This is a genomic window from Agrobacterium sp. MCAB5, assembly GCF_052114365.1.
GTDB classification, from domain to species: domain Bacteria; phylum Pseudomonadota; class Alphaproteobacteria; order Rhizobiales; family Rhizobiaceae; genus Agrobacterium; species Agrobacterium tumefaciens.
Genome location: NZ_JBFREP010000011.1, coordinates 42676 through 62810 on the forward strand (window position 1 = coordinate 42676; position 20135 = coordinate 62810).

Genomic DNA, 20135 nt, shown 5'->3' on the forward strand with positions numbered 1-20135 from the left:
CCGCCGCGTTTCCGTCTTCAAGTCGCTGCCACGAAGTGGCAATCGCTCGGTGCCCTAACGGTTAAAAGGTGGGCGACCAGCCCAGGCCCGGAGCCACCGTGTCCGCCAGATCGGTCAGCAGTTGTATGTTTTCGGCGAGACCGAAGGCAGGCGGCAAAAACAGCACGACCTCATCGGCTGCTGCAAGGCCCGGATCGTTGAATACCGATTCCAGCACCTGATCGGGCGTGCCCTGGAAAACGGGCGAAATTTGAAACCCCGCTGGCTGGGCTGCCTGTTCGAGAGCGCCTTTGGGGCGAGACGCGGCAATACCCTTGGTACGCCGCTCCAGATCATAGGCGGCGTATTTTTCGCGAAGCTCGGCTGTGGTGCCAACCAGGATGGAGGCGGCGACGGCGACCGGCGGCGGTTCCGTTGTCCATGTCTTTCGCCATGTGGAACGGAAGGCCTCGATGATTCGGGCCTGATATTCCCCGAAGCTCTCGCCTTCTGCCTGATCGTGCTGGACGGTTCCCGAGATAAGGCCGATGCCGAGTTCCGCCGCCTGCACAGCCGAAGCAATGCTTGCTGCACCCTGCCGGATGCGCGAACGCAGTGTCGGGCTATGCGGCGTGACACGCAGTGCCGTGCCCTCCGGGTTGGATTGGCCGCCTTCGACACGGTGCAGGACATCGCCAGCGATTGCCGAGAGGAAGCGGGCCTGACGACGTCTGGCCTCTGTGCGGGCATCGGTGTCGACCGTGCCGAATACCGCGTCAAAGGCGGCGTTTGCGCCGGTCGAAATGGCAAGTTCCAGTCGCCCATCAATCAAAAGATCGGTCGTGCCGGCCGCCTCGGCAAGCAGGATCGGATCCTGATAGCGCATGGGGATGACCGCAGAACCGAGCGTAATATGCCGGGTATGCTGGCCGGCAGCGGCGAAGAACGGAAGTGGCGAGGACAGATAGTGATCGAAATGCCGCTGATAGGCCCAGCCGGACTGGTAGCCCAGTTGTTCGGCARCCTTGAACAGTTCGATACCCTCACGCAGCCCCTGCGCCGGCCCGGCATCGTCGCTGAAGGATACACGGGTATTGAAGCCGAGCCGCTGTTTGGGGCGGAAGGACGTRGACGCAGTATCGATGGGTGCAGCGATGGTCATGCGATCTTTTCCTTATCGTGAACCCGCCGGGGCGGCGGCTGTGGCGCACGGGCGATGGTTGCGGCACCGGATGGGATCGATTCCAGCAGCGACGCGGTATAGGGGTGCTGCGGATTGTCGAAGATATCGACGACCGTTCCATGTTCGACGATACGCCCGCGCTGCATCACCGAAACGGTGTGGGCGAGCTGGCGTACCAGTGCCAGATCATGGGAGACGAAAACATAGGTCAGGCCGAGCTTCGCCTGCAGCGAGAGCAGCACATCGACGATGTCTGCCTGGACGCTGACATCAAGTGCGGAGGTCGGCTCGTCGAGCACGATCACATCCGGTCGGAGAACCAGCGCCCTTGCAATGGCAACGCGCTGGCGCTGGCCACCCGAAAGGGCCGTCGGCTTGCGGTTGAGAAGGTGTTCGCTCAAGCCCACATTGGCCAAAGCCTCACGAACAGTTTTGAGCCGTTCCGCACGGGTTCCGATCTTGAAACGATCAAGCGGCTCGCGCACCAGCTGTTCGACACTCCAGGTGGGATCAAGCGAGGTAAACGGGTTCTGGTAGACGAACTGAAGATGGCGCCAGGTTGCACGCAGCGACGTGCGGGAGCGGCCGGTCAATTCTTCGCCGGCTACCGATATTGTGCCGGTGTCGGGTTCCTCGAGGCCAAGCAGCAGCCGAATGGTTGTCGTCTTGCCAGAGCCGGACTCACCAACCAGCGCATGGGTGGTACCTGCAGGCACGTTGAAGGAGACGTTGTTGACCGCCGTCAGCACCCTGTCGCCGACCCTGAAATTCTTGGTGACGGCATTGACCGCGATCTTTGGCGTCGTGGTGGACTCTGCCTTCAGCAGACGGAAACCCGGATCGCGCAGCCGGGCGTAGCGATCCGGATTGAGTGCCGGCACGTCCGCATGCAGCTTCCTTGCATAGGCAGAGGCCGGTGCGGAAAACACCGATGCGGTGCTTCCGGCTTCCTGAACCTTGCCACCCTTCAGGACTACCAGCGAATCCGCCCGTTCGGCGGCGATCGCCAGATCGTGTGTGATGAGGAGCAGGCTGATATCCAGCTCGTGCTGCAACCGCGAGAGCAGATCGAGGATCCGCTTCTGGATCGTCACATCGAGCGCAGATGTTGGCTCGTCTGCGACCAGAAGTGACGGGCGCGGCAGAACCGCAAGGCCTATGAGCACCCGCTGCAACATGCCGCCGGATAATTGGTGCGGGTAGGACTCGTAGACAACACCCGGGTTGTCCAATCCCACCTGCGCGAAGGTCTCGAGAATGAGGGCCTTGCGGATCGCCTTGTCAGGCTCGTCGAGAAGTGCGGCCGCCTCCATGGCCTGCGCGCCGATTGTCCGCACCGGATTGAGCGAATTGCCTGGATCCTGCGGGACAAAGCCGATGGCGCGTCCCCGCAGCGGTCGGAAGTTGCGCTCTGGCAGTCCCAATATCTCCTGATCACCAAAGGTGACGTGGCCGGTGGCATGTCCTCCGCTTGGCAAAAGCCGCAGGACCGCACGGGCGATTGTCGATTTGCCGGAGCCGGACTCGCCAATAAGGGCAAGGCTCTTGCCACGGCCGAGTTCGAAACCGACATTGCTGACGACCTCCTGGCCTCCATAGGCGACCGAAAGATCGTTGACCCGGAGAAGCGGGACAGGAGCCTGCTGCGGCTGCGGTCTGGCCGCAAAGGTAACGGGGCGGGCGATAGTGGTGGTCAGTCTGTCTTGCGTAGCCATCGGCTGATCCTGTTTACAGAGAGGACGGTCGCGATTGTGACGAAGGCGGGGGCGTATACGAGCCACGGCCATTTGAGGTAGTCCTTGCCGATCGAGATCAGCAGGCCCCAGTCGGAGGCGGGCGGCGGGTCGCCGTATCCGAGAAAGGCAAGGCTTGCGATCACGAGGATCGACTCGCCGAACTGCAACACGGCAAGCGGCAGCACCGAGCGTGACGCGTTAGGCAGAACATGGCGCAGAAGGATGAACCAGCGCGAGCCGCCGAGCAGGTACGAAGCCTCCACGAATGTCGCCTGTCTGGTCTTGATGACCTCCGCACGCGTGACGCGGGCAAAGACCGCTACGGCGGAGACGCCGGTGGCGATGGCGGCATTGATGGTCTCGAAACCTATGGCGGTGACCACGATCACCGCCAGCARAAACTTTGGAATTGCCAAGAGCACATCGACCAGCCGGGCAAGTGTGATATCGACCCAGCCGCCGAGAAAGCCCGCAAGAAGCCCGATGAGACCGCCGGCGAAGACGCCGATGACGACAGCGACGAGTGCGCTGGAGACGGAAGAGGACGTGCCATAAACGACGCGTGCGTAGACATCGCGGCCGAGGTGGTCGGTGCCGAACCAGTGTGCGAGACTTGGGCCGAGCAATTTGTCCGTCGGCACCCCGACGACCGGGCTGTGACTGGTAAACAGGCCGGGCGCCAGTGACCAGGCGACGACGAGCGCGATAATGGCGAAGGACAAGGCGACGGTCAGCGGTATCCGCAGGCCTGTCAGCCTGTTTGCAGGGGTCGCACCCGGCAGGGAGGCGTTCGAGGCGAAAGTCATGGTGTCACCGCCTTGGTGGTGGTGGAGGGATCCTCTGTAATGGCCAAGCGAGGCTTTCGCGCGCCGAGAATTTGCACGCGTGGATCGAGCAGGGGATAAAGAAGATCGGCAATCAGGTTGACGAGCACGAACACCACGGCTCCCAGCGAAACGATCGCTTGCAGGACGGGCAGGTCCTGCGTGCTCACGGAGCGCTGCACCAGGCTGCCGAGACCGGTTCGCCCAAAGACAGACTCGGTGATCAGTGAATTGCCAAGCAGTTCACCGACGGTGATGGCGATCACGGTGACGACGGGCAACGAGGCAGGCTTGAGCAGATGCTGTGCAAACAGCCGCGCCTGTCCGATGCCGCGGCTGCGGGCGACGGCCGCGTATTCCTGTTCTGCCTCCCTGTCGAGGTTCGCTATAAGTACCTCGGCGATTTGCGCAGAGAAAGGAATTCCGATTGTGATTGCGGCAAACACCGTTGCCCAGAAGCTATCGGGTTCGATAACGCGGAAGAGGCGCAGCTGAAAGCCGAAGAGATGGATCAGTATCAGGCCAATCACAAAATTAGGTGTCGAGAGAAACAGCGATGGGAAAGCTCGTAGCAATCCCTGGCCGTAGCGCTTTGGTACCACCTGGGTTCCGTAAGCAACGGCCATTGCCAGAATCAAGGCGACGGCAAGTCCCGTGGATGCAAGGATCAGTGTCGATGGCAGCACTTCAGCGATGAGGGTCGCCACCGGCCGGTTGGAGCGCATCGACATGCCCAGATCACCAGTCAGAAACCCCGACAGGGACGACCACAGCTGCACGAGAACCGGTCTGTCGAGGCCCTGCGCGGCGATGATTTCCGCGATCTCCTGCTCGGTAAACCCGTTTTGCGGGTTCCTGAGCACGCTGGTGATCGGGTCGCCAGGCAGGATGCTGACGACCACGAAGGTGAAGACATAGGCCAGCAGTATGACGACGACCGCCTGGCCAAGCCGCTTTGCGGCGTAGGTTAGGTAGGCATTGCTCATGCCGGTGACCTCCTTCAACGTTGCCTTGTTGTGCGCGTCAGTCGCTGATGGAGGCGGTRTAGTAGCTGGCATAAGCCACGCCGTTATACACTTCGCCCTTCAGYTTCGGGGACTGCACGTAGATCCGCTGCACGATCTGCGTTCGCGGAATGAAATAGCCCTGCTCAAGGACATATTTCTGCAGCTCATCGAGAAGCGGGCTGCGCTCGTCGACAGAGCCGGCGCCGGCGATCTTGTCGCGCAATCCGTTGAGCGTCGCGTCGCGGTCGTCAAGGGCGAACCAGTTCTCGCCATTGTTGGCGTTGGTGAGAATGCTGGCGACGGTGCCTGCATCGATGAAGCTGCGCGTCACCTCATAGGTCGGGATGGCCGCACCGCCGAATTTGACCTTTTCACCAAAGGTCACGACGTCGTAAGCGCGAATAGCGACTTTCCAGCCGAGCTTGCCGAGTTGCTGGGCGATGAGTTCATCGACCGACTTGGATGTCGCGAGATAGGGATTGGAGTGGATCGTCAGCGACAGCGGTTTGTCGTCTTTGGTCCGGATACCATCGGCGCCCTTGACCCAGCCCGCCTCGTCGAGCAGCTTTTCGGCCTTGGCGGGATCGTAAGCGAGAAGTGCGCTGTGGTCGGTCGCGCCCGGCACGTTGCTYTGGATGAAGGACGTGGCGAGCTTCCAGTCYGGCGTATAGACGGTGTCGATGATTTCCTGACGGTTYACGCCGGCCTGMAGYGCCTGGCGAACCTTCACATCATCATAGGGCGGAAGCTTGGTGTTGACCGCCCAGCCGTTGACGAAGCCGAGATAACGCGGCGTTGCGACGGTAAAGCCCTCTTCGTGCAGCGACTTCAGTTCCTGCGGCGAAGCATTATAGGCGACATCGGCCTGGCCGGACTGGACCGAGGCGACACGCAACGACGGTTCCGACACCAGCTTATAGGTGATGGAATCGAGGAAGGCTGGGCCGGTGTGGCCAACGGCGGCAGGACCCCAATTGTARTCCTTGCGCTTGACCAGCTTGACGTAATCTCCCTCCTTCCAGGATTCGACCACATAGGGGCCGCTGCCGGAAGTCTTGCTGAGATCGGCCTGCTGGGTGGCGGGCTGGGCGATGGTCTTCGGCGAGATCAGGATCGAGCCGTGGTAACCGAGCGTCGGAATAAAGCCGAGCGTCGGCTTCTTGAAGAAGACCTTCACCGTGGATGCGTCCACCGCTTCAGCATGGTCGTAGGTCTTGGGGAAAAGACCGATCGGGTTGATGCCTTCGCTCTTGCGTCCGGCATACCAGATGTCGAGATTGGCGACGACCGCCGCTGCATCCAGCGGTGTGCCATCGGAGAAGGTCACGCCGTTTTTGAGGTGAAGCGTGAATTCGGTGGCATTGTCGTTCTGCTCCCAGCGCTCGGCAAGCCAGGGGCTGACCTTACCGTCGGCATCGACATAAAGCAGCTTGTCGGCGACATGGCCCCAGATATGGCCCTGGAAGCTGGAAATGGCGCTGTTATTCGGGATCCAGGTGTCGCCGAGAGAATCGATGAGGAAGGTGATGTCGCCGCCATTGCGTGGGGTATCGGCTGCCTCAACCGGAGCAGGCSCCATCGTCGTCAGAAGCGCGATTGCCCCTGCGAGAGTGGTGGTCAGCAGACCCCGACGGGAGAAGGAAAAAAGCGARGAACGTATCGTCATTAAAAAATCCTGATTGGTCGCGTTGTTTCTTGTCTTTGTGATTTCAGGAACTATCGCCGCTCTGCGCCGGTCTTTTGCGGCCACACGAAAGGCTTCACACGACAGCCTTGCCGGTGGTTTCAATGTCCTGAAATCGGGAAAAATGTGCCTGCGTTACCTCTTGGAGGGTCCGACCGATGTTACGGCTTAGCCGTTACTTTCAGCCATTGACGGCTCGTTCGATCGCAGGCCGTGCTTGCTGATACATCGTGCGGTCATGACGCGGTCCCTTGTTTCGAAATTCGGTTCTTGATGTCTAACGTAGCAGGGTGGCCAGAAGGAGAAAGACCAGTTGTTCTTTTTCTATCGAATTAATGGATTATTTTGCCGCGGTTTCCGAAGGTGGTAGGATCAGCTTTTCCGACGCCCGGAATACGTTGGCGGTGCGATTTTTCCGGCAGTGCCGGAACACCGGTCCCTCACTTATTTTGCAAATGCCATCTTTTCGAAAATCCGCACCGGAGGCGCCTCACCGGCAAAACGTTCCACCTCCACTCTGGTAATCTGACCGGTCGATCCCTGCGCCAGTTTCGAGGTGCCGATGTCGCGCGTCAGGATGTTCGGATTGCCGTGAATGCACRTCGCTTGCTCTGCATGCCGGTCATGCGGTTCGAACCACGCACCCGTTGCCAGCTGCATCACGCCGTTGCGCACATCCGTGCTCAGGACGGCTGCGGCGAGGCAGCTGCCACGACTGTTGAACAGCCTGATGATATCGCCATCGGCAATGCCCCGGCGGGCTGCATCTTCGGGGTTGATGCGCACGGGTTCCCGGCCCTTAATCTTGGTGGAGCGGCTGAAAGCGCCATAGTCGAGCTGGCTGTGCAGACGCTGATGCGGCTGATTGCACACCAGATGCAGCGGATAGAGCGCTTCGTCTTCCGGTTTCGTCCTGCCGGGATACCATTGCGGATGGCCGCCGCAATCGTCATAGCCGAAACCCTCGATCGTCTCGGAGAAGATTTCGATTTTACCGGATGGTGTCTTCAGAGGGAAGGCTATGGGATCATCACGGAAGGCACGCGCAGGCCCTCCGTCATCCGGCTTGAGCGGAAGACCTATCTCTCCACGTTCCCAGAACGTTTCGAAATCGGGAGCCTCRTRCCCACCGGCGGCAAGCGCCCCACGCGTTGTTTCATAGAGGAAGGCAAGCCATTCCCGGCTGCTGCGRYCTTCGGTGAAGGTTTCGAATTTGCCGAGCCGGCGCGCGATCTCGGAGAAGATTTCRTAGTCGTCGCGCGCCTCACCAACCGGTTCGATCAGCTTTTTCATCGCGATCATCAGAGGATCGCGGTCGGCGGCGCCAATGTCGTCGCGCTCCAGAGTTGTCGTCGCCGGCAGCACGAYATCGGCATGCCGCGCAGATGATGTCCATGCGGTTTCRTGCACGATGATGGTCTCGGGCCGTCTGAACGCTGCCCGTAGYCGGTTGATATCCTGATGGTGGTGGAACGGGTTACCACCCGCCCAGTAAACCAAGCGGATATCGGGATAGTGCATCCTCTGGCCGTTATAGTGAAATTCCCCACCCGGATTGAGCAGCATGTCGGCGATGCGCGCGACCGGAATGAAATCCGCGACCGGGTTTTTGAACTGGCTAAGTGTCGGCAGGGGAACGGCCAGCAGGTTCTTGCCGACATTGCCCAAAGCGCCGAGGGAATAGGAATATCCGCCGCCGTCGAGGCCAATCTGACCGAGCATGGCGGCAAGAACGATCCCCAGCCAGACGGGTTGCTCACCATAATCGGCGCGCTGAAGCGAATGGCTGACAGTGATCAATGTTCTCGCGCGCGCCATGGTGCGGGCGAGTTCCCTAATAGTTTCCGTGCCGATGCCGCAGAGCCCGGAAGCCCATTCGGGGCTTTTCGCCACACCATCGGTCCGGCCGAGCAGGTAGTCTTCGAAACGCTGATAGCCGACGGCATAGCGGTCAAGAAACGCACGATCGTGCAGGCCCTCGGTGACGAGAACATGCGCAAGTCCGAGCATCAGCGCGACATCGGTACCGGGTATGACCGGCAGCCACTCCGCATTGAGGTCTTTCGGAAAATCGTCTTTTAGCGGGCTGATCAGCACGAATCGCGCGCCGCGTGCACGTGCGCCATTCAGCTTCTGTGGCACGATATGCAGGCTGTTGCCGCCGCCATGCACGTCCGTATTCTTGATCGCCATGCCGCCGAAGGCGACGATCAATTCGCTGCTGCGCTCGATTGCATCCCAGGTAACGCTCTTGCGGTCGAAATGATCGTAGGGTCCGAGCACATGCGGAATGATGACCATCGCCGCGCCGGAACTGTAGGTGTTGACGGAGCGCACATATCCGCCAAGCGTGTTCAGAAAACGGTGGACCTGGCTTTGCGCGTGATGGAAACGCCCGGCGCTCGACCAGCCGTAGGAGCCGCCGAACACGGCCTGTGGGCCGTAATCGCCGTAAACCCTTTGAAGCTCCTTCGCGACGAGGTCCGCCGCCTGCGGCCAATCGACCTCCACATAGTCGTCCGCCCCGCGTATCTGCGCGTTGCCCGGTTTCCCCTCCAGCCAGCCGCGCCTGACCGCCGGACGCCGGATGCGCGCGGCGCTATCGGCGATTGCCGGCAGATTGGCGAGCAAGGGCGAGGGGTGTGGATCGTCCGGATGTGGACGGATATCGAGCTTGCCATTCCGGTAGCTGCCGGAAAAGGCGCCCCAGTGGGAGCTGTGGGTCTTGTAATTATCCATCTGCGAAATCCCGCACGGTCAAAGCGTTTCTCGGCGGCTGGGCAAGTCTTGGCTCGGCAGGATCTTGCCCGGATTCATGATGCCGGCCGGATCTATGGCGTTTTTGATGATCGCCATGAGGTCCACCGCGTCGCCGTGTTCCTGCCGCAGATAAGCGATCTTGCCGGTGCCAACCCCATGCTCGCCGGTGGAAGTGCCGCCAACCGAGATGGCGTGCTGCACCATCTTTTTGTTGATTGCCGCCACCTCGTCGAGTTCGGCTTGATTTGCAGGGTCTACGGCGAAGACCACATGATAGTTGCCATCGCCGACATGGCCGAGAATGGCGGCGGGCACGCTGCAGTCGCGTAGCAATTCCCGGGTCCTGACGATGCAGCCGCTCAACTCGGATACCGGCACGCAGACATCGGAAGACCAGCCCTTGGCGTTCGGGCGCTGCGAGACCACGGCGTAAAACGCGTTGTGGCGCGCCTTCCACAGGCGGTTGCGGTCCTCCGGCGCATTCGCCCATTCGAAATCCCTGCCGCCATTGTCTTCCACTATGGCAGCGACCATCTCGACCTGTTCCTTCACGCCAGCAGGCGAGCCGTGGAACTCGAAGGCGAGCGTGTCCTCGACCTTGAGGGAAAGACTGGAATAGGCGTTGACGGCCTCGATCAGGCCACGGTCCATTAATTCCATTCTCGCAACTGGAATGCCGAGCTGCACGACCGTAATGGCTGCCGCAACTGCCTGTTCGACGCTTTCGAAGGAGCAAAGTGCAGCCGAGATGGTTTCGGGAATTCCGTAGAGTCGCAATGTCACTTCCGTGATGATGCCGAGCGTCCCCTCGGAGCCGACGAACAGCCGCGTTAGGTCATAACCTGCTGATGATTTACGCGCCCGCCCGCCGGTGCGGATGACCTGGCCGTTCGGCAAGACGACTGTCAGCGACAGCACGTTTTCTCGCATTGTGCCGTAACGCACGGCGTTTGTGCCGGAAGCGCGGGTTGCCGCCATGCCGCCGATGGACGCATTGGCGCCAGGATCGATCGGAAAGAACAGGCCCATGTCGCGCAGATGTGTGTTCAGTTGCTCGCGCGTGACGCCGGCCTCCACCGTGCAATCGAGATCCTCGGCGCTGATGCGGACGATTTTCGACATGCGCGACAGATCGACGGAGACACCGCCACGCACTGCCGTCAGATGGCCTTCGAGCGAAGTGCCGGTGCCGAAGGCGATGACGGGAACACCTTCAGCGGCGCAAAGCCGCACGGCTTCCGCCACATCATCCGTGCTCTCGGCGAAAACGACGGCATCCGGGATCGCCGGCGTGTGGTGGGATTCGCCACGGCCGTGTTGTTCCCGCAATGCCTGCGCGGTGGAAAAACGCTCGCCGAAACGGTTGCGCAAAGAGTCCGAGAGAGCGGGAGGCAGTGCGCTCATCGCGATACTCCGCGCGAGGAGGGCGGGAAAAGAGACATGAGAAACTCCACGGGAATGGTCTGGAGAGAGCCATGGCCGGGTTGCGGCCACGGCGTGACAGTCACCCGGTTTTCGGCGGGGATCAGGCGGCCAGTTTTTCGCCCTTGAGATGACGTTCGAGGAAGGGCAAGCTGTCCTGTCCCCAATACAGTTCGTCCTCGTAGCGGAATGTCGGAAGCCCGAACACACCGGCTGCCTTTGCGGCCTCATAATTGGCTTTCCGGATGGCTTCCACGGCATCGCTTCCGCCGCGTTCGTCCAGCGCCGCACCGTCGAAACCGGCCTTGTCAGCGATTGCGCGGCGAACTTCGGCATTGCCGATATCTTCGCCGCCTTCCCAGAAAGCTTCCTGAAGCGCCTTGGTCAGCCTCAACCAGTCCTCGCCCGCATCGATCGCGGCAATGACCATGAAGCCGGCCGGCGTGGGATCGGAAAGGGCGGCGCGATTGTCGAAGTTAAGGGACTTGCCGCGCAACGCCGCCCATCGCTTCAAATCCTTCGTCCAATAGGCGCGGCGCGCTTCCGGACGGTTGCGTGAGTAGATGGCGCCATTATCCTCGATCAGCGGGATGACATAGGGCCGTATCGTGGCGTTGTGCTCGTTAGCGAGCGCGGCGAAAGGATCCAGGCCGAGAAAGGCCCAGGGGGAGCCGATGCCGAAGAAATAGTCGATGGTCTTGGTCATATCTTGTCTCCTGAGGATATCTTGCCGGTGGCGAGATCGAACACCGAGAGCGCACAGTCCCGGGCGATGAGTACGGCATGCGGATCGCGCCCGACCGCGACGGTGGCAAGTGCGCCTTCGTAAAGAAGCGAAAGGTGGGAGGCGGCCTGATCCAGTCGCACCCCCGCTTTCGACATGACGGTCTCGAAAATATCCCGCACCATTCTTTTGTGGGTTCGAGCCACGGTGACGACGCGTTCGGAATCGCCGTGTTCGGCAACCGCGAGTGCAAAGGCACAGCCCCTGAATTCAGGGCTGTCGGCCTTCTCGTAAAGCCGCTCGAAAATCACCTGCAGCTGGTCCCTTGGATCAATCGTCGCCGTCAGAACATCCTTCAGCGAGCGAATGACACGATCGTGGCGATCCTGAAGATAGGCCGCGACAAGATGATCCTTGGACGGAAAATGCCGATAGAGAGTAGCTTTTGCGACCTTCGCTTCTTCGATGATGCGGTCGATACCGACCGCCCGGATACCTTCGGTATAAAACAGCGCTCCGGCGGCGGTGAGAATCTGGTCTGGAATGGCTTCTCTCATTTTATCGCTTCAGCTTGGTGGTTTCATGGGAAGAACAGGTCGCACGCATCATTGCGCGGCGGCGAGACCGGTTTTGTCGCGCTCGTGGAGCTGCCCGACAAAAGAAAGGATCGCGTCAAGCGGCACCGCCCTCGAGAAGCCGCCCTGATGCGCCAGCCTGCCGCCAAGAGACTGGATAGCCTCGTTATACGGTGTCGCGACGTTATGCAGACGGCCGAGCAGCACAATCTCACCGTTGAGAAAATCGACCTCGCTGGAAGCGCCTCTGGCAAAGCTCTGCCAGGTCGATTGCTGGCCGGGCTGAATGCCGCTGTTTTGAGCGATGCTCCAGCCTGAAATATCGACAGCCCGTTCAGAGGGAGAGGCGAGATTGTAGCCTGCTACCTCAAGCGTCTGGCGGGCTTCATTGACCAGCGCTTCGGCGATCGATGCTCGCAGATCGTCTTCTCCGTCGAACAGATCCAGCGCATTGCGGACGTTATGAAGCAGTTTTGCCGATTTCCAGCGGCGGATATCGCTGCTGGTTTCCGCAAGATAATTGGCGCGTGTGAGGTCTGCGGCAATCTCCTTCGCCGTTTCGTCGGAACCGGCCGGGAAGCGCCCGATCGTGACCACGCCGACCTGCGGATTGCCGGCCGCCGCAACCGCGCCGGTTTGTGTAAACCGGGCAGGGGTCAGAATACTGGCGCCGTAGACATTGGCGAAGGTCCTGAGCGCCAGCGCTTCCGTCGCCAGACCGTTCTGAAAGGTAACCACCGGCAACTGCGTGGCTGTTAGACCTTCCACGCCGGATACCTGTCGCCATGACCAGTCTGCCAGAGTGGCTGCCGCATCCTGCGTTTTGACGGTCAGCAGCAGGATATCGTCGGGCGCCAGGTCCGGCGGAGCGGATACGTCGAAGGCGTTCAGCCTTATTTGCTGCGTGCCTGAGGGGCGTTGGTAGCTCAGCCCCTGTTCAATGATGGAGGCAATTTGTGCGCCGCGTCCGACCAGAGCATATTTGATGCCGGAAAGCTCGAACTGTGCGGCAAGGCTCGCGCCAACCGCGCCTGCGCCAATGATAACGTATCGTGTCACCTTTTCCTCCAATTCAACCGGGCCGATAATGCGCCAGTATCAATTGCAGCGGTGCAGTTTGCTGGATCGATACGGGATTTCGCTCAACATCGGTCCTCCCTGACGGCGACCAATGATGACAGCTAAACTAGGCATGAGGAGCGCCTCAAGAAAGACAGGTCGTTCTTTTTCTATCTATTTTATAGAAAATAATTCGGCGTAGGGAAAATTTGCGATCACCTTATTCCCGACAGCAGTCCTGGCGCGGTGAACCGTGGAATAAGCCCCAACGAAGCACACCGTCAGCGCGCATGGGAGAGCATCAACTCGCCGGGATTTTTCAGGAGGCCGCCTTGAAGAGAACCGTGACGACGGTTCCGCCGTCCTGTCGCGGATCTATCTGCAAATCGCTGTCATGCGCCCTTGCGATCGCTCGAGCAATCGACAGGCCGAGGCCGGTGCCACCGGTCTTACGTGCACGCGACGGCTCTGTGCGCCAGAAGAGTTCGATGCCGTGTGCCTCGATGCCGGGGGGAAAACCCGGCCCCTTGTCTTCGATTGTTATGAAGGGACGTCCTTCCCGGACTCCGGTCGAGCAGAAGAGGCTCTTCCCGCTCGCCGCATAGCGGCGTACATTATCCATCAGGATGAGCAGCAGCTGTTGAAGGCGTTGAGGGTCGCCGCTAATTGGAGCCGTCTGCAGCGACATATCGAGACGAATTCCTGCCTCTTCGAGAAGAGGCCGTGCCGCCTCCGCCACGGCCGCGCATTCGGTAGCGAGATCGAGTGGCCGCATCTCCGTAACGAGACTGTTGGTTTCTGCCAGCGAAAGCGTCCGCAGATCGTCGACGAGACGCGCAAGTCCTTCCACATGGCCGATGAGGTGGCGAATGGCCTGCTTGTCGAGCGGAAAGACGTCATCGGCAATGCCGTGTAAACGGCCTTGCAGGATGGTCAGCGGGGTGCGCAGCTCGTGGGCTACCGCCATGGTGTTGAACTTCAACCGGCGCTCCATCATCTGAAGCTCCTGCGTCAAAGTCTCGAAACTGTCGACCAGAAATCCGACTTCGGCGATGCGGCTCGCCTTGATCTTTGCGCCTCCGCTGAAGTCGCCGGTCGCCATGCGCCGCGCCGCGTCGGCAAGTTCGCCGAGAGGTGCTGCAATGCGCCGGGAGATGAAATAACCAAGCAAGCTGCACAGGAAGACACCGAGCAATCCAAAGAGGAACACCGATTTGAGAAGTTCGCTATCTGCCTGGTCCTCCAGGCCCGGTAAAACCTCGATAAGGGCCTGAAGCTGGCTCTGATCCGGCATCACGCCCCGGTCAATATCCGAGAAAGCCTTGGCGGCATCAGGCGACAGTTGGGCAAGGATGCGCTCCTCAATGGTGTCCGAATACCAGGAAACGCCGAAATAGACCAACGCAACCGCAAAGATGAGCATTGTGGTGATTGTGATCGCTGTCATCGTGCGCAGGCGGAGCCGCCGGAACCTCATGATGTCTGCTCCCTGGCAAGCCGGTAGCCGATGCTGCGCACCGACACCAGATAACCGCCAGCACCGTGATCCGTCAGTTTTTTACGCAGATTGGCGATGTGCGTATCGACCGTGCGTGCCAGCGCATCGCTTTCCGGCAGGCAGGCATCCAGAAGATCGGCCCGCTGAAAGGCATAGGTGGGGCGACGCGTCATATGGGCAAGAATTCTGAATTCGCTGAGCGTCAACGGCAGAACGGTTCGTCCCGCATCGCTGCAAACAGCCGCGATGTAAGCTTCGGTATCTATTTCGATGGCGCCGAAACGCAGGATCCCTCCGCCAGTTGGCTGACGCGAGCGTTTTAGAACGGCATTCACCCGGGCGACCATTTCCTGCGGGTTGAAAGGTTTGACGATGTAGTCGTCGGCACCCAGGCGCAGACCGGTCAGCTTGTCCATATCTTCGGCAAGGGCGGTGACCATGATGATCGGTGTATCACGCTCCCGCCGTATGCGTGTCAGCACATCGATGCCATCGAGCTTCGGTAGCCCGATGTCGAGAAGAATGAGATCCGGCCGCAGCATGGAGAAATGCGTCATGGCCGTCTCGCCATCCCCGGCTCTAACGGTTCTGTATCCGTCACGAATGAGATAGGCGTCCAGAATCTGCATGATGTCGGGGTCGTCTTCGACGATGAGAATGAGCCCTTTGTCCATGCTGACCTTACGAACTTACTGATATTACCGCTTTATTGCCGGGACGCTAAGCCGACGCAAAGCGCCGGGCAAGAGCCGTCTCACGAGATAGATGCGGCAGGCACGCTTTTCCTCTCAGTCTTGGGACTTCCTCCGCAGAACCTTGACATTTCTACGGAAGAAAGCTGGCTATGCACCAGTATCTCTCCCATAAGACCGAACAGAAATGGCCAGGCCGGCCCGAAAAACCGAAGTTCCGCTTTGCCGTCATCCCCACGGCGCGCCAGACTTTCGCATGGGTTTCCGGCAGCCCATCTCTGCTCGCGCTTTCGACCACGCTTGCAATGATGGTCTTCTTCACTGTCAGGCCGGATATCGATCTTGACGCCAGTCGCTGGTTCTGGACAGATGGTTTTCGTCTTGGCGAGGATCAATTCCTGATTTCCGTCCGCGATCTGAACCGCGCACTTCCCGCCATTTTATTGTCCACGCTTGTCTGCCTGCTCCTTGCCACGCCATTTGTCTCCGGCGTGCGGCGTGCCATCCGCCCTCACAAACTGCTACTTGTTCTCACCTTTTATGCGCTTGGGCCGGGTGCGACCGTGCATGTGCTGAAAGACCTGTTCGGACGTGCCAGACCGCGGCATATCAGTGAATTCGGGGCGGATTTGTTTTTTACGCCCGTTCTTTCCCTCGATGGCAGCTGTTCGCGCAACTGCTCCTTTCCATCCGGCGAAAGCGCGTCGGCAATCGCCCTGCTGGCGTTCATCATCTTCCTGCCGGAAAAATTCCGCCTGAGCGCCACGGCGATCTTGATGCCGTTCATCGTGCTTTGCTCCCTAAACAGGGCAGCTATGGGCGCACATTTTCTCTCCGATGTCCTGATTGCATGGCCACTGATGCTCGCCGTGTTCCTCTCACTGCATCGGCTGTTCACGAAGCATGCGGACACAATCGACACTGCGTTTCTGCGCTAATTCATGGGAATACGGCATAGCGCCGAACAAAGGTCATGCCCCGAGCAATAAATTTGTGTTCGGGGTTCGTCCGCCGCCTGCTCAAATCGCACATGCCCGTGCCTGTGGTCTGGTACGGGCATGTGCAGACGGTGACTGCCTTATTTCACCTGGGCGACGACCAGCTTGCCATCCGCACGTTCGGCGATGAACTCGATGTTCGCGCCTTCCTTGAGCTTGGCGAGCAGGGCATCGTCCTTGACTCGGAACACCATCGTCATGGCGGGCATGTCAAGGTTCTTCAGTTCCTCATGAATGATGGTGACTTTCTTGGCGGTGGCGTCGACCTTCTTCACCGTACCCTTGGTGAATTCCTGTGCGAATGCGCCAAAGGGGGCTGTAAGCAACAAAGCGGCTGCAAGGGTAATTTTAACGATCGTCTTCATGGTCAGATTCCTTTTTTCGATTGGTTACTTGGCCGAAACTTTGAGATCGCCGCGCATGCCGGCCTCGTAATGTCCGGGCTTCAGGCAGGCGAATTCGAACATGCCGTCATTGGTGAATTTCCAGATGATTTCGCCGCTTTCGCCCGGCGCAAGGCTGATTGCGTTCGGATTGTCGTGTTCCATCTCCGGGGCCTTTGCCATGGCGGCCTTGTGCTCCAGATTTGCGCTCTGTTCGTCGAGAATGAATTCATGGTCCAGCTCGCCGACATTCTTCACGGCAAAGCGAACGGTCTTGCCCTTCTTGAATTCGAACTTGGCGGGCGTGAACAGCATCTTGCCATCAGGCGTTTCCTTCATGGTGACCTGTATGGTCTGGGTTACCTTGGATTTGTCGCCGGGTTCGCCGATCGCCATCGCTTCATGGCCGCCGCCGTGGGTGCCCGATGCGAAGGCGGGTGTGGCAAGAGCGGTGAGAAGCAGTGCAAGTTTCAGTCTGGTCATCGAATTTTTCCTTGGTTCTGGTGGGGATATGGTCTGCACGATCAGCCGTGTTTCATCGGTTTCGGCGTTATCTGTGTTTTCGGATCATTGGTCTTTTCGGTATCCGGCACGTCGCCGGTCCATTCCCAGGCCTGGGTACCGGGCGGGTTTTGGTACCAGCCGGGATCTGAGTAATCGCCCGCGGAGATGCCTTCGCGGACCTTCACCACGGAGAACATGCCGCCCATTTCGATGGGGCCGTGCGGACCCCAGCCGGTCATCATGGGAACGGTGTTCTCAGGGATTTCCATCTCCATCGCGCCCATATCGGCCATGCCGGCTGTACCCATCGGCATGTATTCCGGCCGCACCTTGCGGATCTTTTCGGTGACGGTCTTCTTGTCGACGCCGATGAAGGTCGGGACATCGTGTCCCATCGCATTCATCGTGTGGTGCGACTTGTGGCAATGGATCGCCCAGTCGCCGACATATTTGGCGTCGAATTCATAGGCCCGCATGGCGCCGACGGGGATGTCGATGCTGACCTCCGGCCACCGGGCCTCGGGCCGCACCCAGCCGCCATCGGTGCACGTCACCTCGAAATCATAACCGTGCATGTGGATCGGGTGGTTGGTCATGGTCAGGTTTCCGACCCTGACACGCACCCGGTCGTCCTTGGAGACCACCAGCGGATCGATGCCCGGAAATACCCGGCTGTTCCATGACCACAGATTGAAGTCCGTCATGGTCATGATTTTCGGAACGTAGGAGCCGGGATTGATGTCGAAGGCGTTGATCAGGAACACGAAGTCGCGATCAACAGGCATGAAGGTCGGGTCCTTTGGATGGACCACGAAAAAGCCCATCATGCCCATCGCCATCTGCACCATCTCGTCTGAATGCGGGTGGTACATGAAGGTGCCGGACTTCACGAGATCGAACTCGTAGACGAAGGTCTTGCCAACGGGGATATGCGGTTGCGACAGGCCGCCGACACCGTCCATGCCTGATGGCAGGATCATGCCGTGCCAGTGGACCGTTGTATGTTCCGGCAGCTTGTTGGTCACGAAAATCCGCACCCGGTCGCCTTCTACGGCCTCGATGGTCGGGCCGGGTGACTGGCCGTTATAGCCCCAGAGGCGGGCGGTCATGCCCTCCGCCATCTCGCGTTCCACCGGCTCGGCGACAAGGTGGAATTCCTTGACGCCATTGTTCATCCGGAAGGGCAGGGTCCAGCCGTTGAGGGTGACGACCGGATTGTAATCGGGACCGGTAGTGGGCTTGACGGGGGCTTGCGTTGCTGCCGTTTCCATCACGGCTGCTTCCGGYAGGCTGCTATTCGATGTCTTTGCCCAGGCCGCCGTGGAGACCATTGCGGCGCCGACGCCCAGAAAGTTTCTTCTATTGAACATGGTCGTTTCCTTTCTCAGTGTCCGCCACCGCTGCCGCCACCAGTGGCGGCAACTTCGGTCTCCGCGCCTGCCGTACCCGCGCCACCGCCGTAGATGGCGGGCGCAAGGCTGGCTTCCGCGAGCCAGAAGTCACGTTTGGCATTGATGGCGAGCAGGTTCGAATTGACCTTTTCGCGGCTGTCGGCGAGCAGTTCGAAGGTGTTGGTGAGCATGCCGTTATAGGTCAGCAGCGACTCCTCCTCGATCTTGGTCCGCAGCGGCACCACGCTGTTGCGATAGTGCCGGGCGATGTCGTAGTTCGAGCGATAGGCCTGATAGGCGGAGCGGGCTTCGGAGCGGATATTGACCGCTTTTTCGGCCAGCAGGTTTGCTGCGCGCATATAGGCGAGTTCGGATTCCCGCATTCTTGCCCGACCGGAATCGAAGATCGGAATGACGAATTCCAGCTCGGCATTGCCGGTCGTCTGTTTGTGTTTTTCGCCGTCTTCAAGTTCGCGTTCGGTCTCGAAGCCGGAACGAAGTTCTAGATCGGTAACGTATCGGGTGGCTTCTGTGAGTTTGAACGACCGGGCGGTCGATTCCAGATCGAGCTTCGCCATCTGCAAATCCACCCGGCGCTGCAGCGCCTCAGCCTCGATCATCTCACGTTTGGCCAGATCCTTTGGAAGCTGGGGCAGGCGGTTGGGGATGGAGTAGTCTATGTCCGCGCCCCACAGGCCCATCAGCCTTGTCAGTTCCTCCTTCGCAAGCCGGGCTTCAAGCCGCGCCTTGGCGATCTGGCCGGTCAGTTCGGCATAGAAGACCTGCTCGCGAGCCTGGCCTTCCTTGTTCAGCGAGCCTGCTTCGCCAAGCCTCCTCGCAAGTTCCGAGGCGGCATCCGCGGCTGTCTGGGCCTGAGCCAGCTGGCCGACATTTTCCCAGGCAGCAACCGCCGTGATCCAGGCGCGGCGGGTATCTGCCGCCAATTGCAACGTCTTCAGCGCGGCTGCGAGCTGCGCCTTTCGGAAGCCGGTATCGGCAATCTCGACATTCTGTTTGAGCGTGGCCAGTGCCAGAATATTGGTGACGATCACACCCTCGATCGCCTTGTAGGCCCGGAGCCCCGGAGTGCCGATCCCCGTCAATCCGATGCCGACCCTCGGATTGACCAGCATGGTCGATTGCCAGGCGGTTGCGGCCGATTCACCCAGATCGGCATAGGCCGCCTGAAGGCCCTTGTTGTTGAGGAGCGCGACCTGAACTGCCGTCTCGACATCGATTGTTTTCGCTGACATCAGCGATTTGACGCGGGTTGCGGTTGCCTGCGCCTCGGCCCGGTTCTGTATCCAGACAGTCTGCTTTCCTGTCGCCTCGGTCGCCCTGGCCGAAACGGTGGTGAAGCCTGCGTTCGTCGAGGTGTAGTCGGCGGCCGTGACGCAGCCGCCAAGAACGAGCGGGACGGAAAGGACGGCCGTGAGTTTGATCACGCGTAGCGTCATGATGCGTCTCCTTTCGGAGCCTGCGCATCGTTCTGGTTTCGCCAGGGCTTCGGGTCCACCGGAGCACGGTGCGAGTAACCTGTGACCGGTGTCTTATAACGCAGAGGGGTGACGCCGAGCGACGGGTTTGTCGCGTCTTCATACGAGGCGGCCTCGTTCATCGAGGATGTGGCTGTGCAGCCGCCCAGCAAAAGGGGCGCTGCAACCACGATGTAGATAGGGTTCATGGTAATTTCCGAACAGGAGATGCAACGGCGCG

General features: G+C 60.0%; 18 protein-coding genes. 1 reads left to right on the top strand and 17 read right to left on the bottom strand.

The features are described from left to right. Positions 1 to 61: 61 nt before the first annotated feature. From AB4Z23_RS21565 to AB4Z23_RS21620, 12 genes are all read right to left on the bottom strand, one after another. Complete coding sequence (locus AB4Z23_RS21565) at positions 62 to 1141, bottom strand: LLM class flavin-dependent oxidoreductase (protein ID WP_441360756.1); 1080 nt, start codon at positions 1139 to 1141, stop codon at positions 62 to 64. Further along, positions 1138 to 2877: a dipeptide ABC transporter ATP-binding protein gene (locus AB4Z23_RS21570; protein WP_112675597.1), complete on the bottom strand. Its 1740-nt coding sequence runs from the start codon at positions 2875 to 2877 to the stop codon at positions 1138 to 1140. Before AB4Z23_RS21570 ends, AB4Z23_RS21565 begins: the two co-directional genes overlap by 4 nt. Next, positions 2856 to 3704, bottom strand: coding sequence for an ABC transporter permease (locus tag AB4Z23_RS21575; RefSeq protein WP_003518068.1), 849 nt, complete (start codon positions 3702 to 3704; stop codon positions 2856 to 2858). The genes AB4Z23_RS21570 and AB4Z23_RS21575 overlap by 22 nt, the downstream gene beginning before the upstream one ends. Then, a complete protein-coding gene (locus tag AB4Z23_RS21580) occupies positions 3701 to 4708 on the bottom strand; it encodes an ABC transporter permease (protein ID WP_065658752.1) in 1008 nt (335 codons plus the stop codon). The genes AB4Z23_RS21575 and AB4Z23_RS21580 overlap by 4 nt, the downstream gene beginning before the upstream one ends. Positions 4709 to 4745: 37 nt before the next feature. Continuing rightward, positions 4746 to 6395 (bottom strand): ABC transporter substrate-binding protein, encoded by a 1650-nt coding sequence (locus AB4Z23_RS21585; RefSeq protein WP_441360757.1) that lies wholly within the window; start codon positions 6393 to 6395, stop codon positions 4746 to 4748. 462 nt (positions 6396 to 6857) lie between these two features. Continuing rightward, complete coding sequence (locus AB4Z23_RS21590; protein ID WP_441360758.1) at positions 6858 to 9152, bottom strand: molybdopterin guanine dinucleotide-containing S/N-oxide reductase; 2295 nt, start codon at positions 9150 to 9152, stop codon at positions 6858 to 6860. Between the two features lie 18 nt (positions 9153 to 9170). After that, a complete protein-coding gene (locus AB4Z23_RS21595) occupies positions 9171 to 10577 on the bottom strand; it encodes an FAD-binding oxidoreductase (protein WP_019566586.1) in 1407 nt (468 codons plus the stop codon). A 121-nt stretch (positions 10578 to 10698) separates the two neighbouring features. Next, on the bottom strand, positions 10699 to 11301 hold the full coding sequence (locus AB4Z23_RS21600; protein ID WP_019566585.1) for a 2-hydroxychromene-2-carboxylate isomerase: 603 nt from the start codon (positions 11299 to 11301) through the stop codon (positions 10699 to 10701). Next, on the bottom strand, positions 11298 to 11876 hold the full coding sequence (locus AB4Z23_RS21605; protein ID WP_004431568.1) for a TetR/AcrR family transcriptional regulator: 579 nt from the start codon (positions 11874 to 11876) through the stop codon (positions 11298 to 11300). Before AB4Z23_RS21605 ends, AB4Z23_RS21600 begins: the two co-directional genes overlap by 4 nt. Positions 11877 to 11924: 48 nt before the next feature. After that, a complete protein-coding gene (locus AB4Z23_RS21610; RefSeq protein WP_035199867.1) occupies positions 11925 to 12953 on the bottom strand; it encodes a ketopantoate reductase family protein in 1029 nt (342 codons plus the stop codon). A gap of 319 nt (positions 12954 to 13272) precedes the next feature. Continuing rightward, positions 13273 to 14430: an ATP-binding protein gene (locus AB4Z23_RS21615; RefSeq protein ID WP_035199868.1), complete on the bottom strand. Its 1158-nt coding sequence runs from the start codon at positions 14428 to 14430 to the stop codon at positions 13273 to 13275. After that, complete coding sequence (locus AB4Z23_RS21620) at positions 14427 to 15125, bottom strand: response regulator (RefSeq protein WP_004431575.1); 699 nt, start codon at positions 15123 to 15125, stop codon at positions 14427 to 14429. The genes AB4Z23_RS21615 and AB4Z23_RS21620 overlap by 4 nt, the downstream gene beginning before the upstream one ends. Before the next feature lie 170 nt (positions 15126 to 15295). Between AB4Z23_RS21620 and AB4Z23_RS21625 the strand changes: the two genes are divergently transcribed. Next, entirely contained in the window at positions 15296 to 16081 is a 786-nt protein-coding gene (locus AB4Z23_RS21625) for a phosphatase PAP2 family protein (RefSeq protein ID WP_035199869.1), read from the top strand. Positions 16082 to 16221: 140 nt separating this feature from the next. On the opposite strand, the gene AB4Z23_RS21630 is transcribed toward AB4Z23_RS21625, so the two are convergent. From AB4Z23_RS21630 to AB4Z23_RS21650, 5 genes are read right to left on the bottom strand one after another with little or no spacing between them, the layout of a single operon-like run. Continuing rightward, positions 16222 to 16506, bottom strand: a complete 285-nt coding sequence (locus AB4Z23_RS21630) for a copper-binding protein (protein ID WP_004431579.1) — start codon at positions 16504 to 16506, stop codon at positions 16222 to 16224. A gap of 24 nt (positions 16507 to 16530) precedes the next feature. Continuing rightward, complete coding sequence (locus AB4Z23_RS21635; protein ID WP_004431582.1) at positions 16531 to 17007, bottom strand: cupredoxin domain-containing protein; 477 nt, start codon at positions 17005 to 17007, stop codon at positions 16531 to 16533. A 41-nt stretch (positions 17008 to 17048) separates the two neighbouring features. Then, entirely contained in the window at positions 17049 to 18398 is a 1350-nt protein-coding gene (locus AB4Z23_RS21640) for a multicopper oxidase family protein (protein WP_004431584.1), read from the bottom strand. A 14-nt stretch (positions 18399 to 18412) separates the two neighbouring features. Beyond that, positions 18413 to 19876: a TolC family protein gene (locus tag AB4Z23_RS21645; RefSeq protein ID WP_035199871.1), complete on the bottom strand. Its 1464-nt coding sequence runs from the start codon at positions 19874 to 19876 to the stop codon at positions 18413 to 18415. Further along, the gene (locus AB4Z23_RS21650; RefSeq protein WP_019566580.1) at positions 19873 to 20103 is read right to left on the bottom strand and encodes a hypothetical protein; all 231 of its coding nucleotides are present in this window, start codon (positions 20101 to 20103) and stop codon (positions 19873 to 19875) included. Before AB4Z23_RS21650 ends, AB4Z23_RS21645 begins: the two co-directional genes overlap by 4 nt. Positions 20104 to 20135: the final 32 nt, after the last annotated feature.

Excerpts from the sequence above, each read along its gene's own strand:
- AB4Z23_RS21570 (WP_112675597.1), bottom strand. The coding sequence starts at position 2,877 with ATGGCTACGCAAGACAGACTGACCACCACTATCGCCCGCCCCGTTACC.
- AB4Z23_RS21580 (WP_065658752.1), bottom strand. The coding sequence starts at position 4,708 with ATGAGCAATGCCTACCTAACCTACGCCGCAAAGCGGCTTGGCCAGGCG.
- AB4Z23_RS21595 (WP_019566586.1), bottom strand. The coding sequence starts at position 10,577 with ATGAGCGCACTGCCTCCCGCTCTCTCGGACTCTTTGCGCAACCGTTTC.
- AB4Z23_RS21600 (WP_019566585.1), bottom strand. The coding sequence starts at position 11,301 with ATGACCAAGACCATCGACTATTTCTTCGGCATCGGCTCCCCCTGGGCC.
- AB4Z23_RS21605 (WP_004431568.1), bottom strand. The coding sequence starts at position 11,876 with ATGAGAGAAGCCATTCCAGACCAGATTCTCACCGCCGCCGGAGCGCTG.
- AB4Z23_RS21615 (WP_035199868.1), bottom strand. The coding sequence starts at position 14,430 with ATGAGGTTCCGGCGGCTCCGCCTGCGCACGATGACAGCGATCACAATC.
- AB4Z23_RS21620 (WP_004431575.1), bottom strand. The coding sequence starts at position 15,125 with ATGGACAAAGGGCTCATTCTCATCGTCGAAGACGACCCCGACATCATG.
- AB4Z23_RS21625 (WP_035199869.1), top strand. The coding sequence starts at position 15,296 with ATGCACCAGTATCTCTCCCATAAGACCGAACAGAAATGGCCAGGCCGG.
- AB4Z23_RS21630 (WP_004431579.1), bottom strand. The coding sequence starts at position 16,506 with ATGAAGACGATCGTTAAAATTACCCTTGCAGCCGCTTTGTTGCTTACA.
- AB4Z23_RS21635 (WP_004431582.1), bottom strand. The coding sequence starts at position 17,007 with ATGACCAGACTGAAACTTGCACTGCTTCTCACCGCTCTTGCCACACCC.
- AB4Z23_RS21645 (WP_035199871.1), bottom strand. The coding sequence starts at position 19,876 with ATGACGCTACGCGTGATCAAACTCACGGCCGTCCTTTCCGTCCCGCTC.
- AB4Z23_RS21650 (WP_019566580.1), bottom strand. The coding sequence starts at position 20,103 with ATGAACCCTATCTACATCGTGGTTGCAGCGCCCCTTTTGCTGGGCGGC.